This window comes from Janthinobacterium sp. SUN206 (genome assembly GCF_030587305.1).
GTDB classification, from domain to species: Bacteria; Pseudomonadota; Gammaproteobacteria; order Burkholderiales; family Burkholderiaceae_D; genus Janthinobacterium; species Janthinobacterium kumbetense.
In genome coordinates this window covers 768762-783774 of the sequence record NZ_JAPWIB010000003.1, presented here as the reverse complement: position 1 = coordinate 783774, position 15013 = coordinate 768762, and the positions used below count along the sequence as shown (strand labels likewise).

At 64.1% G+C, this 15013-nt stretch carries 13 protein-coding genes and 2 tRNA genes; 9 read left to right on the top strand and 6 right to left on the bottom strand.

Annotated elements, in window-relative coordinates; all coding sequences use genetic code 11:
• The first annotated feature begins 179 nt into the window (after positions 1 to 179).
• Positions 180 to 255 (top strand) — tRNA-Phe (locus O3300_RS20505).
• A gap of 132 nt (positions 256 to 387) precedes the next feature.
• Here O3300_RS20505 and O3300_RS20500 read toward each other — a convergent pair.
• Positions 388 to 927, bottom strand: coding sequence for a DUF2058 domain-containing protein (locus O3300_RS20500; RefSeq protein WP_305053952.1), 540 nt, complete (start codon positions 925 to 927; stop codon positions 388 to 390).
• A gap of 266 nt (positions 928 to 1193) precedes the next feature.
• Between O3300_RS20500 and O3300_RS20495 the strand changes: the two genes are divergently transcribed.
• Positions 1194 to 1499: a PsiF family protein gene (locus O3300_RS20495; RefSeq protein WP_046682222.1), complete on the top strand. Its 306-nt coding sequence runs from the start codon at positions 1194 to 1196 to the stop codon at positions 1497 to 1499.
• A gap of 51 nt (positions 1500 to 1550) precedes the next feature.
• On the opposite strand, the gene O3300_RS20490 is transcribed toward O3300_RS20495, so the two are convergent.
• Together O3300_RS20490 and ptsJ are read right to left on the bottom strand one after the other, a co-directional pair.
• Complete coding sequence (locus O3300_RS20490) at positions 1551 to 2270, bottom strand: GMP synthase (RefSeq protein ID WP_099665576.1); 720 nt, start codon at positions 2268 to 2270, stop codon at positions 1551 to 1553.
• 33 nt (positions 2271 to 2303) lie between these two features.
• Entirely contained in the window at positions 2304 to 3605 is a 1302-nt protein-coding gene (gene ptsJ / locus O3300_RS20485; protein ID WP_305053972.1) for a transcriptional regulator PtsJ, read from the bottom strand.
• A 92-nt stretch (positions 3606 to 3697) separates the two neighbouring features.
• Here ptsJ and O3300_RS20480 point away from each other — a divergent pair, with 92 nt between their 5' ends.
• From O3300_RS20480 to O3300_RS20470, 3 genes are all read left to right on the top strand, one after another.
• The gene (locus O3300_RS20480; protein WP_305053951.1) at positions 3698 to 4504 is read left to right on the top strand and encodes a YggS family pyridoxal phosphate-dependent enzyme; all 807 of its coding nucleotides are present in this window, start codon (positions 3698 to 3700) and stop codon (positions 4502 to 4504) included.
• A 137-nt stretch (positions 4505 to 4641) separates the two neighbouring features.
• Positions 4642 to 6900, top strand: coding sequence for a bifunctional diguanylate cyclase/phosphodiesterase (locus O3300_RS20475; protein ID WP_305053950.1), 2259 nt, complete (start codon positions 4642 to 4644; stop codon positions 6898 to 6900).
• A gap of 92 nt (positions 6901 to 6992) precedes the next feature.
• The gene (locus O3300_RS20470; protein ID WP_305053949.1) at positions 6993 to 9377 is read left to right on the top strand and encodes a S9 family peptidase; all 2385 of its coding nucleotides are present in this window, start codon (positions 6993 to 6995) and stop codon (positions 9375 to 9377) included.
• Between the two features lie 42 nt (positions 9378 to 9419).
• Here O3300_RS20470 and O3300_RS20465 read toward each other — a convergent pair whose 3' ends face one another.
• The gene (locus tag O3300_RS20465; RefSeq protein WP_099665580.1) at positions 9420 to 10415 is read right to left on the bottom strand and encodes a cytochrome-c peroxidase; all 996 of its coding nucleotides are present in this window, start codon (positions 10413 to 10415) and stop codon (positions 9420 to 9422) included.
• 208 nt (positions 10416 to 10623) lie between these two features.
• Here O3300_RS20465 and O3300_RS20460 point away from each other — a divergent pair, with 208 nt between their 5' ends.
• Entirely contained in the window at positions 10624 to 11055 is a 432-nt protein-coding gene (locus O3300_RS20460) for a hypothetical protein (RefSeq protein WP_099665581.1), read from the top strand.
• 41 nt (positions 11056 to 11096) lie between these two features.
• Here the strand turns inward: O3300_RS20460 and O3300_RS20455 are convergent, their stop codons facing one another.
• Complete coding sequence (locus tag O3300_RS20455) at positions 11097 to 11867, bottom strand: hypothetical protein (RefSeq protein ID WP_305053948.1); 771 nt, start codon at positions 11865 to 11867, stop codon at positions 11097 to 11099.
• Positions 11868 to 11986: 119 nt separating this feature from the next.
• Here O3300_RS20455 and O3300_RS20450 point away from each other — a divergent pair.
• Together O3300_RS20450 and O3300_RS20445 are read left to right on the top strand one after the other, a co-directional pair.
• Positions 11987 to 12062: transfer RNA gene (locus O3300_RS20450), tRNA-Phe, on the top strand.
• A 242-nt stretch (positions 12063 to 12304) separates the two neighbouring features.
• Complete coding sequence (locus O3300_RS20445) at positions 12305 to 13348, top strand: serine hydrolase (RefSeq protein ID WP_305053947.1); 1044 nt, start codon at positions 12305 to 12307, stop codon at positions 13346 to 13348.
• A 191-nt stretch (positions 13349 to 13539) separates the two neighbouring features.
• On the opposite strand, the gene O3300_RS20440 is transcribed toward O3300_RS20445, so the two are convergent.
• On the bottom strand, positions 13540 to 13710 hold the full coding sequence (locus tag O3300_RS20440; protein ID WP_305053946.1) for a hypothetical protein: 171 nt from the start codon (positions 13708 to 13710) through the stop codon (positions 13540 to 13542).
• Between O3300_RS20440 and O3300_RS20435 the strand changes: the two genes are divergently transcribed.
• Entirely contained in the window at positions 13709 to 14884 is a 1176-nt protein-coding gene (locus O3300_RS20435) for a hypothetical protein (RefSeq protein ID WP_305053945.1), read from the top strand. The two genes, O3300_RS20440 and O3300_RS20435, sit on opposite strands and share 2 nt — an antisense overlap.
• Positions 14885 to 15013 lie beyond the last annotated feature (129 nt).

Sequence of the window (15013 nt, the reverse complement as noted above, 5' to 3'; positions counted from 1 at the left end):
TCCTCTCAAGTCAATGTCGATGGCCACACTATGCGCCCATCCTTTGTTGAGAAAAATACCGCTGCTATCAAATCATATTTGACCTACAAGCAAGTAAAACCATGCCCATGCAGGAAATCGGGGAAAAGTCGCAGCCGGCTCTTGCATTCCCGTTTTGGTCTGCTATAATTCGCCACCTTGGCCTGGTAGCTCAGTCGGTAGAGCAGAGGATTGAAAATCCTTGTGTCGGTGGTTCGATTCCGCCCCGGGCCACCAAGAATACGTTTCACGTTCAAAAACGCCACCTTCGGGTGGCGTTTTTGTTTGTGGACTGTCTAGACAACACGCAGGCCGTTTCCGGCCCGCAACCACTCCCCCGGCGCCGTCAGCGCCGGGCAAACATCCCGCTTACCACATCAAATCATCAGGAATCTGGAACGCCGCATACGGATCGTCCTCGTCCACTTCCGTGCTGGCCTGTTTCACGCGCACGACGATGGCGGGGTCGCGTTCGGCGATCTTGTCGGCGATGATGCGCGGCACCAGTTCCACGGCGCCGTTCAGGCAGATGATGACCAGGCGACCCGCCACCAGGTGGGCTTGCACGGCGGCCGTCACGTAGATGCGCTCGATCTTGTTATTAAATGTAAAGTTGTACGGCACGTCGCCGTTGTTGCCCTTGCTCTGGCGGTTCTTTTGCACCATTTGCGCGATCTGCGCCACGATGGCCTTCTGGTTGGTGGCCGCGTCGCGCTGGGCGTTCAGTTCGCGCGCCCGCTCGGCATTCTTGCGCTGGGTCTCGAGCGCGGCCAGGCGCACTTCGTCGACGCTTTGCGTGCCGCTCTTGCGCTCGTCCTTTTTCTGCTTGCTCTTGTCCTGGTTGGCCAGCTTGACCTTCTTCTTGTCGACCAGGCCGGCCTTTAAAAACTGCTCTTGCAACGAGACCATAACTACTCCGTATTGAGGGTGCGCCGGCCAAGGCAGCGGCATCGGCCGGTGGAAAGACGCTAGCATAGCAAAAAACAGGGGCGCTGCCGCCGCAACATGGCTGCCTGGGCCGGCTGGCGGGCGCCTTCTGCCTGCCAGTAACAAAAAGACACACTCGAGTGGAAATTTTGTTGATAAATGTCATATAGTTAGTTACGTTTTGCATATCGGCATTCTCTGCCGATTGCATCGCCCCCTTCCACCGACTGCGTCTACAAGGATTTGCCATGAAACAATTAATCGCCCTCTGCATCGCCGCCGCGTTTGCCAGCACCGCCTTTGCCGCCGCACCGGAAGCGGCGCCTGTCGCCAAGACGGCCCAACAATCGAAGATGACGACCTGCAATGCGGACGCCGCCGGCAAGAAAGGCGATGAACGCAAGACCTTCATGAAGGAATGCCTGAGCGCCAAGCCCGCGCCGGCCATGACGCAGCAAAACAAGATGAAAGCGTGCAATGTCGACGCCAAGGACATGAAGGGCGATGCCCGCAAAGCCTTCATGAAAGAATGCCTGAGCGCGCCGAAGAAATAAGCGCCTCGCCTGTTTGCCCCACAACGCCAGCGTCGATGCTGGCGTTTTTTTTCACGGCGAGGCGTACGCCTGCATGAGGCGGTCAAGGAAACCGAACAGCTGGCCGTTCATGGCGTGCCAGTCGTGGCTGCGCAAGACCGCTGGCGGCTGCACGAAGCGGTGCGGCTCCAGCATGGCCAGTTCGGCTTCCGACGCGGCGATCAGCAATTCGACCACCTCCGGCGTGAACTCCATATGGCACTGGAAGCCGTACACCAGCCTGCCGTATTCGATGATCTGGCGGGGGCAGCCTTCGCTACAGGCGATGACCTTCGCGCTGTCAGTCAGGCCAGGCATGTCGCTATGCCAATGTCCGGTTTCCAGCACGTCGCCGAAATGGGCGAATTTATCGTTTGCCCGTCCTTCCGCCGTCAGCATGACGGGGAACTTGCCGATCTCCTTTTCAGGGCTGTGCGCCTGGCGTGCTCCCAGGGCTGCGCCTATCAGTTGCGCCCCCAGGCAGACGCCGACGACCGCCTTGCCCGCCGCCGCACATGCGGCAATCAGGGCCTGTTCGGCCGCGGCGTCGAAATGCGGGCATTCCTCGCGCGTCGTCGACGGCGATTGCGGCCCGCCCATGACGACCAGCAGGTCGATGTCCGCGATGGACGGGGGCAGCGGCTCATGGGCATGGACGCGGGAATACGTGGCCGCGTAGCCGCGCTCGCGCACCCATGTCTCGTAGGCGCCCGGCGCCTCGAACGCTTCATGCACGATGAAATGGACTTTCATGATGTTCCCTTTCTGTGGCGAGGAATTAAAAAACTATGGCCTTCCCAGCACCTGGGCCAGCACGCCGGCGAACGCCTGCGCGCCCGCTTCATCCATGCTCGACACGGTGATCCGCAATCCCTGCGCCGGCGCCTGCACGCCGAACGCTTCACCACCGCGCACCAGCCAGCCATGCCTGGCCAGCGCCAGCACGGCCGCCTGGCTGCTGCCCGGCAGCGGCAGCCACAGGTTCAAGCCATCGGCAGGACTGGCGCAGACCAGGCCTTGCGCCGCCAGCGCATCGGCCAGGATGCCGCGGCGGCGCGCATAGTCTGCGCGGGCCAGGGCCACCTGCGCCAGCACGTCCGGCGACGACAGGCAGGCGCTCACGGCATCCTGCAAGAGATGGCTGACCCAGTTCGTGCCGGGCGCCAGGCGCAGGCGCAGGCGGCGGGCGGTCTGTCCGTCGCTGGCGACGACGGCCAGGCGCAGGTCGGGGCCGAAGATCTTGGACACCGAACGGACCAGCGCCCAGCGCCGGGCGGCAGGGGGAATCACGTCCCGGTAGCCGGCGACGGACAGCAGCGAGAAATGGTCGTCAACGATGACCAGCACGTTAGGGTAGGCGGCAAGCACGGCGCGCAGCTGAGCCGCGCGTGCCGCGCTCAGGCTGCAGCCGGTCGGATTGTGCGCGCGCGGCGTCACGATGACGGCTTGCGCGCCTTGCGCCAGCGCCCGTTCCAGCGCCCCGGCCTGCATCCCCTCCGCATCGACCGCCACGCCAACGGCGTGCAGCCCCGCGATGCGCAAGGTGTTGATGCTGCTGACGAAGCAGGGGTCTTCCACGGCCACCTTGTCGCCCGCGACCAGGTACGCGCCCAGCAGGCGCTCGACCGCATCGACCGCCCCATTCGTCAGGGTGACGTCGAGCCCTTCCGGGCAATCGCCGGCCAGCCAGCGCCGCGCCAGGGCTTCCAGCGCCGGGTCCAGCGTGGCCTCGCCATACAGGCGCGGGCGGTAGGGCTTGCGCGCCAGGGCCGCGCCGATATCGGGCAGCCAGGCCAGGTTCGGATTGCCGCCGCCCAGGTCGGCCAGCGGCGAGCCGGGCAGCAGGCCTTCCTGCTCGCCGGGATCGCGCTGCGCGCGGATGGCCGTGCCCAGGCGCCCTTGCGTGACCGCGATCCCGGCCGTCACCAGGCGCTTGTACGCCAGCGACACGGTATTGCGGTTGACGCCCAAGGTCGCCGCCAGCTCGCGCACGGTCGGCAGCGCCTGGCCCGGCGGCAGTTCGCCCGCCTGCGTCAGCGCGCGGATGCTGTCGAACAGCTGCGCCGCGGTTTTCCCCTTCATCTTCATGATGGTCTCAGACATGATATATTTTGGCATAGGACAATCATACATCACTGCGGCGACTCCTGCCGCTTATAAGGCTGACACAAGGCTGACACATGAACAATGACACTCCCCTGCCCACTCCCACCATGCACGCACAGCATGGGCGCTGGCCGCAGGCCGTTTCCGTGGACGACTTCCGCCGCAATCTGGCGGCGGTGCATGCGCGCATGGCGGCCGCATGCCAGCGGGTCGGGCGCGATCCGGCCGGCGTGCGCCTGCTGCCCGTCAGCAAGACCAAGCCCGAGGCGAGCCTGCGCCTGGCCTATGCCGCGGGTTGCCGCCTGCTGGGGGAAAACAAGCCGCAGGAAGCGGGCCGCAAGTGGGAAGCGATGGCGGACCTGGCCGACCTGCAATGGTCGGTGATCGGCCATTTGCAGACCAACAAGGCCAAGCTGGTGGCGCGCTTTGCCAGCGAGTTCCAGGCCCTCGACAGCCTGCGCGTGGCCGAGGCGCTGGAACGGCGCCTGCAAGCGGAAGGGCGCGGGCTCGACGTATTCGTGCAAGTGAACACGTCGGGCGAAGCCAGCAAGTACGGCTTGCCGCCGGACGAAGTGGCTGCCTTCCTGCGCCAGCTGCCCGCCTTCCCGGCGCTGCGGGTGCGCGGATTCATGACATTGGCCCTGTTGTCGGCGGAAGCGGAGCGCGTGCGCCGCTGCTTCGTGCTGCTGCGCGAACTGCGCGACCGGCTGCGCCAGGACGCCCCGCCTGGCATCGGCCTCGACGAGCTGTCGATGGGCATGTCCGGCGATTATGAAATCGCCATCGAAGAAGGCGCCACCGTCGTGCGGGTCGGCCAGGCCATCTTCGGCGCGCGGGACACGCCGGACAGCCACTACTGGCCCACGGCGCAGACGAAGTAGGCGGCCCGACGCGCCCCGCAGGTAGCCGCGCAGTCAACCATGCCGAATGATCAAGATGACATGCATAAAGATAGCGCGTAATATTTTTACCATACTGCTCAGCTCGGCAGCACAGCTCCTGGGGAAAGGACGGCAGCGTGGCCGCGTCAAACGATCTCGCGCACTGGCGCGGACAGATTTTTTCGCGCCTGCTGCAGGTGGTGTTGCTGCTTGGCATCATCACCGCCATTCCCAGCGCCTTGCTGGCGGCGCGCGAAGCTATCTGGTCCATAGTCGCCCTCGACGTGCTGGCCATCGGCTGGATCGGTCTCATCTGGCATCTGCGCGCCATGCCCTACCGCTGGCGCGTGTGGCAATTCCTCATCGTCGCCTACCTGGTGGGCGTGGGCCTGCTGTTGAAAATCGGCCCCGTCAGCCAGATCTACATGATGCTCATGCCCGTGCTGGCGGCCCTGCTGCTGGGGATGCGGCCAGCCTTGTCGACCCTGGCCCTGACTTCGCTGACCATCTTTTTCCTCGGCTTGCATCCCGACGTCGCCCTGCACGTGCAGGGCGTGCCCGACTCCCCCGTGCTGCGCGCGCTGATCGTGGCCCTGAACTTCCTGTTCATCGCCGCCGTGCTGACCCTGTCCTGCGCCTTCCTGCTGCGCCACCTGGAACGCAGCAGCCAGGCCCTGTCGCAGCTGAACGCCGACCTGCGCTTGACGGCCACGGCGCTGGCCCGCCTGAATGACATGGTGATGCTCGCCGAAGTGACCGATGCCCCCGGCGGCGCGGCGCCGGCCACGCGCATCATCTTCGTCAACGACGCCTTCGAGCGCAGCAGCGGCTATGCGCGCGCCGAGGTGCTGGGCCGCAGCCTGCTGTTCCAGCAGGGCCCCGCCACCGATGCGGGCGAACTGGCGCGCGTCGCCGCCGCCATGGCCAATGCCCAGCCGGCCAGGGCGGAATTGCTCAATTACAACAAGGCCGGCAAGGCGTACTGGGTCGAAGCGGAACTGGCGCCGTTCACGGATGCGGACGGCAAGCAGACGCACTGGGTGGCCGTCGAGCGCGAAATCGACGAGCGCAAGAAATCGGAAGCGGACATCCACCGCCTGGCCTTCTACGACGTGCTGACGGGCCTGCCCAACCGGCGCCTGCTGATGGACCGCATCGGCCACCTGCTGGCCGCCGCGCCGCGAGGGAATACCATCAGCGCGCTGATGTTCATCGACCTCGACCACTTCAAGCACATCAACGATGCGCGCGGCCACGCCACCGGCGATGCGCTGCTGCGCCTGGCCGGCGAACGGCTGGCGCAGCTGATGCGCAAGGCCGACACGGTGGCGCGCATCGGCGGCGATGAATTCGTCGTGCTGCTGGCGCACCTGGCCGAAGACCTCGACAGCGCCGCCCGCGCGGCGGCCCAGGTGGCCGAGAAAATCCGCGCCGCCATCGCGCGCGACTTCGATATCGACGGGCAGTCCTATCATTGCAGCGCCAGCATCGGCGTGACCCTGCTGCCGAAAGCGGGCCAGCAGGCGCACGACCTGCTGCGCGAAGCGGACATCGCCATGTACCGCGCCAAGGCGGAAGGACGCAACGGCATCGCCTTCTTTGAAGCGGCCATGCAGGCGGGCGTGGAACGCCGCCTGACCCTGGAACGGGCGCTGGCGCGCGCCCTCGATGCCCATGCACTGTGCATGCACGTGCAGCCGCAGGTCGACCGCCATGGCCGGGTGACGGGCGCCGAATTGCTGATGCGCTGGCCGCAGGCGGACGGCAGCCATATCGCGCCCGGCATCTTCATTCCCATCGCCGAGGAATCGGGGCTGATCGTCCGGCTCGGGCACTGGGCCCTGCGCGAGGCGTGCCGCGCCGCCGCCATGCTGGCGCGGGCGGGGCAGCCCGTCGCCCTGTCCGTGAATGTCAGTCCGGCCCAGTTTCGGCAGCCCGATTTCGCCGCCCGCGTGCAGGCGGCGCTGGCCGAACACGGCACGCCGGCCGGCGCCCTGATCCTGGAACTGACGGAAGGCCTGCTGATCGACCAGCGCGACGCCTCGCTGGCGCGCATGCGCGAATTGGCGGCCCTGGGCATCCGCTTTTCCATCGACGATTTCGGCACCGGCTATTCCAGCCTCGCCTACCTGACCTCGATGCCGCTGTACGAACTCAAAATCGACAAGCGCTTCATCGACGACACGCCGCACGATGCGCGCGACACGGCCATCGTGCAAGCGATACTGGCCATGGCGCGCCACCTGGGCTTGCGCGTGGTGGCCGAAGGCGTGGAAACGCAGGAGCAGGCCGACTTCCTGCTCGCCCACGATTGCGACGGCTTGCAAGGCTACCTGTATGCGCGGCCCATGCCGCTGAACGACTTTCCCGGCTGGCTGGCCCGGTATCAGGCTTAGCTTTCCGACATTTCCTGTACGAAACTCCTCCGCTAGAATACCGGCCTCATAGCCTGTACCTTCACCATCCCCTTTGATTAAAGTGATCCCCGATGCGTCTGGTTCTTCCCCTGCTGCCGCTCCTGCTGCTCTCTCTGCTCCCCGCCGCCCATGCGGCCCCATCCACCGCGCCCACGCCCATCACCCTGGACCAGGCCATGGCCGATCCCGACTGGATCGGCGCGCCCGTCGAAGCGGCATGGTGGGGCTGGAATGGCCAGCTCTACTACAAGCAGAAACGCCTCGGCTCGCCCCTGCGCGACACCTATCAATTGCCGGGCGCGAACGCCAAACTCAATAGCGGCAAGAAGGTCGACGATGCGCAGCTGGCCAATCTCGACGGCCAGCACATGGTGGTCAACCGGGCCGGCACGCGCGCCATCCTGCTGCGCAACGGCGACTTGTTCGAGCGCGACCTGAAAAGCGGCGCCTTGATCCAGATCACGCGCGGCGTGTCCGCCATCAGCGACCCGCAATACTCCGCCGACGGCGGCGCCGTGCAATACCGCAGCGGCACAGACTGGTTCAGCTGGAACCGGCATGACCGCCTGAGCGCCCCCGTGGCCCTGTTGCGCGCCGTCAAGGACCCGGACGCCAAGCCGGAAGCGGATGCCCTGCGCGAACTGCAGCTGCGCCTGATCGTCAACCTGGCGCGCCAGAAGGAAGACCGCGACGCCAGCCGCGAACGCCGCCATGAAGAGCGCCGCCTGGACGCCACGCGCGCACCGGAACCGATCTACCTGGGCGACAAAGTCACCATTTCCGGCAGCGCCCTGTCGCCGGACGGCCGCTGGCTGCTGTTCGTCACGCAGGACAAGGCCGCCGAAAAGGGCAAGCTGGGCAAACTGGCCCGCTACGTCACGGAAACGGGCTATCCGGAAGCGGACGACGAGCGCACGCGCGTGGGCCGCAACATGCCGATCGCGCAAAGCCTGAAACTGGCCGACCTGCGCACGGGCCAGGTGCGCGACATCGCCTTCGATAACCTGCCCGGCATCGCCACCGACCCGCTGGCCGCCATGCGCGCCGAACAGAAACTGCCGGCCCTGAAAGGCAACCGTCCCGTGCGCATCGACGCCCAGCGCGACGGCATCGCCTGGACCGACGACGGCGGCAAGGCAGCCGTGCGCATCCGCGCCATCGACAACAAGGATGGCTGGCTCGCCAACGTCGACCTGGCCAACGCCGCCCTGCTGCCCGTGCACCGCATCAGCGACACGGCCTGGGTCAACCGCCGCGCCGACGAATTCGGCTGGCTGCCCGACAACGCCACCCTGTGGTATCTGTCCGAGGAAAGCGGCTACGCCCACCTGTACACGAAAACGGGCGCGGCTCCGGCGCGCGCCCTGACCAGCGGCCAGTGGGAAGTGAGCGCCGTCGAATGGAGCCGCGACGGCAAAACCGCGTATTTCATGTGCAACCGGCAGGCGCCCGGCACGTATGAAGTGTGCGCCAGCACGGCCAAGGAGGGCGGCGTGCGCGAAGTCACCGGCTTGAAAGGCGTGGAAAACTTCGGCCTGTCGCCCGACAACGGCAAGCTGTTATTGCGCTATTCCACCAGCTATATGCCGGCCCAGCTGGCGACGATTTCCGTTGCCGGCGGCAAGGCCAATATCCTGACGGATACGCGCAGCGACGCCTTCAAGGCGCGCAGCTGGGTCATGCCGGAACTGGTGCAAGTGCCGTCCACGCATGGCGCGGCGCCGATCTGGGCCAAGCTGTACCGCCCGGCCCAGCTGGAAGCGGGCAAGAAATATCCCATCGTCATGTTCGCGCACGGTGCCGGCTACCTGCAAAACGTCACCGAGCGCTACCCCGTCTACTTCCGCGAACAGATGTTCCACAACCTGCTGGTGGAGCAGGGCTACATCGTGCTCGACGTCGATTACCGCGCCTCGCTCGGCTACGGCAGCGCCTGGCGCACGGCCATCTACCGCCAGATGGGCCATCCGGAACTGGAAGATTTCATCGACGGCGCCCACTGGCTGGCAGCCCGGCACCAGGGCGACATCAAGAACGTGGGCATCTATGGCGGCAGCTATGGCGGCTTCATGAGCCTGATGGCCCTGATGCGCGCGCCGGAAATCTTCAAGTCCGGCGCCGCGCTGCGTCCAGTGACGGACTGGACCACCTACAACCACGAGTACACGGCGAATATCCTGAACACGCCGGACGTCGATCCGCAAGCGTATAAAATCTCGTCGCCGATCGAATACGCCGATAAACTGACGGGCAATCTCTTGATCGCCCACGGCATGATCGACGACAACGTGTTTTACCAGGATTCCGTGCGCCTGTCGCAGCGCTTGATCGAGCTCAAAAAGGATAACTGGGAAATGGCCAGCTACCCAATGGAGCGCCACGGCTTCGTGCAGCCGGAAGCGTGGTATGACGAGTACCGCCGCATCTATCAGTTGTTCCAGAGAACATTGAAATAAACCCCGATGCCCGCTTGATGCGGGCATTTTTCATGGACTCATTCAGTCAAACGGCACGGGCCGCGGCGTCGTATCCGACGATGGCGGCAGGATCGGCAGCACGATGTGCGGCTGCTTGCCCGTCAGGGTTTTCAGGAAAGCCACCAGCTTGCCATTTTCATCGGGCGTAAAGGTGCGGCCCAGCTGCAGCCGGCCCATCACGTCGACGGCTTGCGTCAGGGTTGCCGCCTCGCCATCGTGGAAGTAGGGATACGTCAGCTCCACGTTGCGCAGGGTCGGCACCTTGAAGTTGAAGCGGTCCGCATCCTTGCCCGTCACGGCCGAGCGTCCCTCCGCCGTCATCGCCGTCTTGTACGGCTCGACGACGCCCATCTTCTGGAAGGTGTTGCCGCCCACGGCGGGGCCGTTATGACAGGCGATACAGCCGCTCGATTTGAACAGCTGGTAGCCGGCCAGCTCGTCTTTCGTCAACGCGCTTTTCTTGCCCGACAGCCATTGGTCGAAGCGGGAACCGGGCGTCACCAGCACTTCTTCAAAGGCGGCGATGGCGCGCGTGACTTGCTCGATGGTCAATTTATCCTGGCCAAACACTTGCCTGAACTCCGCGCGGTAGGCGGGAATCGAGGCCAGCACGTCGATGGCAAGCTCGTGCGTAAAAGCCATCTCGCCGGGATTGGCGATGGGACCGCCCGCCTGCTCCTGCAAATCCTTGGCGCGGCCATCCCAGAATTGCGCCACGTTCATGCTGGAATTGAGCACGGTAGGCGAATTGATGGGTCCGCGCTGCCAGTTATGGCCGATCGACGTCTTGATGTTGTCCGTGCCGCCCATGCTCAGGTTATGGCAGCTATTGCAGGAGATAAAGCCCGAGCGCGACAGGCGCGGATCGAAAAACAGTTTCTTGCCCAGCTCGACCATGGCCGGATTGGCCACCTTGGCGGCGGTGATCGGCTGGATCGGCTCCTTGTCGGCGGCGTGCAGCACGTTGCCGAAAGTCAGGCTGGCGATGAAGAGGAAGGGGGATAAGGTGCGGCGCATAGTCTAACTCCTGGAAACATTCCCGAATCGGCGGCGCGCGCCGGCGCGGGAATGCAGCGCACCGGCCCGGTTGCCACCCGTACATCGCTGGTTGGATGTTGATTTATATTAACTTTGACTAGTTAATAAGGAAAATGACCGGGATCAAGGTTCTGCCCAAGTGCGAATCGCGCTTGCCATTTACGCAAGCGTGGCACATGATGAGCGCATGCAAACGCCCACCTACTCCGCCCTGCTGCGCGCCGCGTGCGCCAGCTTCCTGCTGCTGGCCGCCAGCGCCTGCGGCAGCGCCCCCACGCAAGATGATGCGCCGCCCGCCCCCGGCAATGCCGGCTTGCTGGCGCAGATCCAGGCGGAAGTGGGCGCCGCCGCGTGCGATTCCACCCAGCAATGCCAGACCATCGCCATCGGCGCCAAGGCTTGCGGCGGCCCCGAGCGTTATCTGGCGTGGTCCAGCAAAAGCAATGACGGCAAAAAACTCAAGGCACTGGCCCAGGCGCAAGCCGAGGCAAGCCGCAAACAGCAGCAGGCGGACGGCATGATGTCGACCTGCTCCATCATCACGGACCCGGGCGCCACTTGCCAGGCAGGGCGCTGCGTGCTGCAAAAGAGCGGCCTGGGCGGCAGCTCGGCCATGTAAAAAAGCCGCTGATTCAGCGGCTTATGAGGTTCGGCAACGCGTCAGGACTGCAATTGCAAGGTCTTGACGATCTTGCTTTCCACCTTCTCGCCCGCGCCCGACATGGCATTCTTGCTTTCCTTGCGCAGGAGCAATAAATGGTCGCCGCTGACGCCATACTGGCGCGTCTCGTCCGTCTTTTGCGTAAAGCTGATGACGACAAAGGCGCGCCCGCTCACATCCACGTGGAAATGGCTGGCCAGCGGCGTGCCGTCCGCCGCGATCCACACATCGAGGCCGCCTTCGAACTTCTTCACATACTTGCGGTCTTTCTCAGGCACCTTGTCGAGCGACAAGGTAAAGCTGAGCAGGCGCGCCGGCTTGCCCTTGTAGCTATCCATTTTTTCGCCGCTGAACACGGCTTCCTCGATTTCGCGCGACAGGGTATCCGCCCCCGACACCATGGAGCGCAGCTCCGTCGCCTTCATTTCCCCCAGCGCAAAGCCGATCGGCGCCTTGGCCTTCGGATCCTTCACCCTGGCGCGCTGCTCGGCCTCCACTTTCGCCAGCAGCTCCTTACTGTAGAGCACTTGCAAGCCCGGCGGCCCGCCCTCGACCGCCACCGTGGCCTGGCCGCTATCCTCTTCCGCCGCCTTGCCCTCGCCTTCGCGCCGCCAGGTTTTCGATTCGACCTGCGCCTTGATCGGCATCTGCCCCTGCAAGCGCGCCAGCGCCGCGTTCAACTCGGCCAACCCGTCGGCCCGCGCCGCGCCGCACAACAAACCGAACAAGCCTGCCACCGCCAGGCCTTGCACTCCAATACGTCGCTGCATCGCCACATCCCTTTCGGTCATACAAGGATGCCAAAACACCATGTTTTGGCCATCTGTTGCATTTGAACACAGCCAGCTCTGGTCAGGTGGAAAGTCTTTCTGCTATAATTCGCCGCCTTGGCCTGGTAGCTCAGTCGGTAGAGCAGAGGATTGAAAATCCTTGTGTCGGTGGTTCGATTCCGCCCCGGGCCACCAAGAATAAAAAAACGCCACCTTCGGGTGGCGTTTTCTTTTGTCCGGCACCGCCGTTCGCTCTCTGGCAAAACCATACGCGTGACTTTTTTCTGTCGCCGCCGAACCCATTGTGCGAGAATGCCCCTCCCCACTGGATGGTGCGCATGATGATCAGACTCGCCGCAATCACAACTGGAATGACACTGCTGCTGGCAGCTTGCAAGCCCGCGGCCACGGCACCCGCGCATGACATTCCTGCGGCAATGCACCAGACCGCGACCACCCTGCTCCAGTCGAAACTGCTGCACGCGACCTCGATAGCCGTCGTTTATCGCGGCCAGGAGTTCATCCTGCATCAAGGCGAGCTGGAGACCGGCAAGGCCAATCCGCCCAACGATACAACGCTGTATGAAATCGGTTCAGTCAGCAAAACCTTTGCCGGCCTGCTGCTGGCCAACGCCGTGCTCGATGGGAAGGCGACGCTCGACGATCCCATACAAAAATACCTGCCGGCCGCCTACCCGAACCTGCAGTCGCAGGGGCAGCCCGTGCGCTTGCGCCATTTGATCACGCACACCAGCAATATGCCGGGCATGCTGCCATTGCAGGTGAACACCGTATTGCAGGATTTCACGGCGCACGCCACGCCGGCAAAGCTCAACGCAGCCTACGCCAACTACGGACAACCCCAATTCTGGCAGGACTTGCATACAGTCAACATCAACGGTCCGCTGGGCAAGGACTACGCCTATTCCAGCGCCGGCACCGAACTCGTTGCGCACGCGCTCGAAACCATCTACGGCATGCCCTATGAAGTGCTGCTCACGCAATTGCTCGCGCGCGAAGCCGGCATGCACGATACCAGGCTGAAAATCGCAGCCCAGGATGCCGGCCGGCTGGCGCCCGGCTACCACAGCGACAATCCCGTCATCACGACACCGATGCCGCAACTGCCCTGGGGGGCCGCCGGCAACCTGAAGTCGACCATGCCGGACATGGCGAAATACCTGCGCCTGCAATTGGGCACCCATCCCGCCGTCGTCGAATCGCACAAGCCGCTGCTACGCTTTCAGGATGACTTCAGCATTGCCTATTTCTGGAACATCGGCACGAGTCGCCAGCTGGGCACGCATTACGTCCACCATGGCGGCGTGCCGCGTGCGCAAGGCTACGCCTACATCGTTCCCCAATATCAGCTCGGGGTCTACATCATCACCAACCAGAGCGGCGACGCCACCGCCGGCGCCATGGAAAGCGCGCTGGCGCATATCTTCGACACCGTGGCATCCATGGAAAGCGCGCAGTAGGCCGGGCCTTGTTTGGCACATCTTCGTGCCGCTGCTTCGATTCCGCCCCGGGCCAGCAAGAATGCAGCAGTACTGATCAAGACGCCACCTTCGGGTGGCGTTTTTGTTTGCTGGCGCCGAAAACAATAATGCCGTACGACAATATGACTTAAGTTACAATCATGCAATTTTATAAATTGCATTCCCATGACTCATTTGCGTATTATTTCAGCGACCAGCTTAATGCTCGCCTTGAGCGCCTGCGGCGGCGGCAGTACTTCACCGACATCGCCTCCCGCTCCCCCCCCGACACCGCCCACACTGCCAACGCCCCTGCCGCCCGAGGTCAGCGCCGTTTCGCCCGCCAAGGCCAACATCGGCATGGTCACCACCTTTACTGTGACTGGCAGCAATCTGCCGGATAACATGCAGTTTGCGTTGACGGACTGCGCAGGTATCGCCGAGCTCAGCGGGGGTAGCAGCACGCAGCGTCAATTCAGCTGCACGCCGACCGGGCAATCGGGAGCGCGCCAGGGCGCCGTGTCCGCGAGCGCCGGCGCCGCATCGCCATTGCACAAGCTCTCCGTCGACTATCAGGCCATTGCCGCATTCGTCACCAGCCTGAATTGGCGCTACGCCGCCCTCAAATCTGATGGCACACTCTGGGGCTGGAACCCTCTCCAGCCCGTGCCGGTCAAGATCGGCGACGGCTACGCCGATGTTGCAGTCAGCATCGCGGCCACCCTGGCCATCAAGAAAGACGGCTCGCTTTGGAGCTGGGGCAACAGCAATGACGCAGGTATCCAGGGCAATGGCACGAGCGGCTCAAACGCCACTCCTGTGCAGATCGGCAGCGATTTCGTCAAGGTCGTCGTCAAAGGCGAGAGAAGCGTCGCCGGCGAAAACGCCGAAGCCCTGAAAAAAGACGGCAGCCTGTGGGTCTGGGGCGCGCGTAGCCTGCAGCAACCCAACGCCATCGAACCGGAGCTGACGCCGCGCATGATAGACACGGGCTACGTGGATATCGCCCGTGGCAGTGGCGGGGCGTCGCTGGGCCTCAAGCGCGACGGCTCGGTGTGGACATGGACCCAGAATCTGGCCAACCAGCCATTTACACCGGTCAAGATCGCGGATGGCTATGTTGCGATTGCCACCAGCTACGATGCGGTCTATGGCTTGAAGGCGGACCATTCGCTGTGGAACTGGGGCGGCAACGCGCCCAACCAGGCGCCCGCCGCCACGCCCACTGCCGCCACGCCGGTCAAGGTGGGAGATGGCTTCGTCAGCATCTCGGCAGGCACTTATTATGCGCTTGCCGTCAAGTCCGACGGCACCTTGTGGGCGGGCGGCGATGGCAACAACGGCCAGTTCGGCGATGGCCAATTCAATCGCGGTGCCTTCCGGCAAGTCGGTACCGGGATTGCCGCCGCATGGGCTGGCAGCGCATGCTCCTTCATCCAGAAGACCGATGGCAGCTTGTGGGCGGCAGGCTTCTGCGACCTGGGGGATGGCAAATATGCGCGCTACATGCTCACGCCGGAACCCGTCACGCTGTAATTTTCCCTACTGCCCATCCGGGTCACCATCCTGGATTTAAGTGACATCAAAGGCCCGGCTCTGGCACAGCCATGGCCGTTTCAAGGCGGCGCCAGCACAGGCGTAACTATTGAGAATGGACAAGTTCGA

Bases quoted from the DNA above. Each gene is read 5' to 3' on its own strand.
- O3300_RS20500 (WP_305053952.1), bottom strand. From the start codon at position 927: ATGGTCTCGTTGCAAGAGCAGTTTTTAAAGGCCGGCCTGGTCGACAAG.
- O3300_RS20495 (WP_046682222.1), top strand. From the start codon at position 1,194: ATGAAACAATTAATCGCCCTCTGCATCGCCGCCGCGTTTGCCAGCACC.
- O3300_RS20490 (WP_099665576.1), bottom strand. From the start codon at position 2,270: ATGAAAGTCCATTTCATCGTGCATGAAGCGTTCGAGGCGCCGGGCGCC.
- ptsJ (WP_305053972.1), bottom strand. From the start codon at position 3,605: ATGAAGATGAAGGGGAAAACCGCGGCGCAGCTGTTCGACAGCATCCGC.
- O3300_RS20480 (WP_305053951.1), top strand. From the start codon at position 3,698: ATGAACAATGACACTCCCCTGCCCACTCCCACCATGCACGCACAGCAT.
- O3300_RS20470 (WP_305053949.1), top strand. From the start codon at position 6,993: ATGCGTCTGGTTCTTCCCCTGCTGCCGCTCCTGCTGCTCTCTCTGCTC.
- O3300_RS20465 (WP_099665580.1), bottom strand. From the start codon at position 10,415: ATGCGCCGCACCTTATCCCCCTTCCTCTTCATCGCCAGCCTGACTTTC.
- O3300_RS20460 (WP_099665581.1), top strand. From the start codon at position 10,624: ATGCAAACGCCCACCTACTCCGCCCTGCTGCGCGCCGCGTGCGCCAGC.
- O3300_RS20455 (WP_305053948.1), bottom strand. From the start codon at position 11,867: ATGCAGCGACGTATTGGAGTGCAAGGCCTGGCGGTGGCAGGCTTGTTC.
- O3300_RS20445 (WP_305053947.1), top strand. From the start codon at position 12,305: ATGCACCAGACCGCGACCACCCTGCTCCAGTCGAAACTGCTGCACGCG.
- O3300_RS20435 (WP_305053945.1), top strand. From the start codon at position 13,709: ATGGTCACCACCTTTACTGTGACTGGCAGCAATCTGCCGGATAACATG.
- O3300_RS20440 (WP_305053946.1), bottom strand. From the start codon at position 13,710: ATGCCGATGTTGGCCTTGGCGGGCGAAACGGCGCTGACCTCGGGCGGC.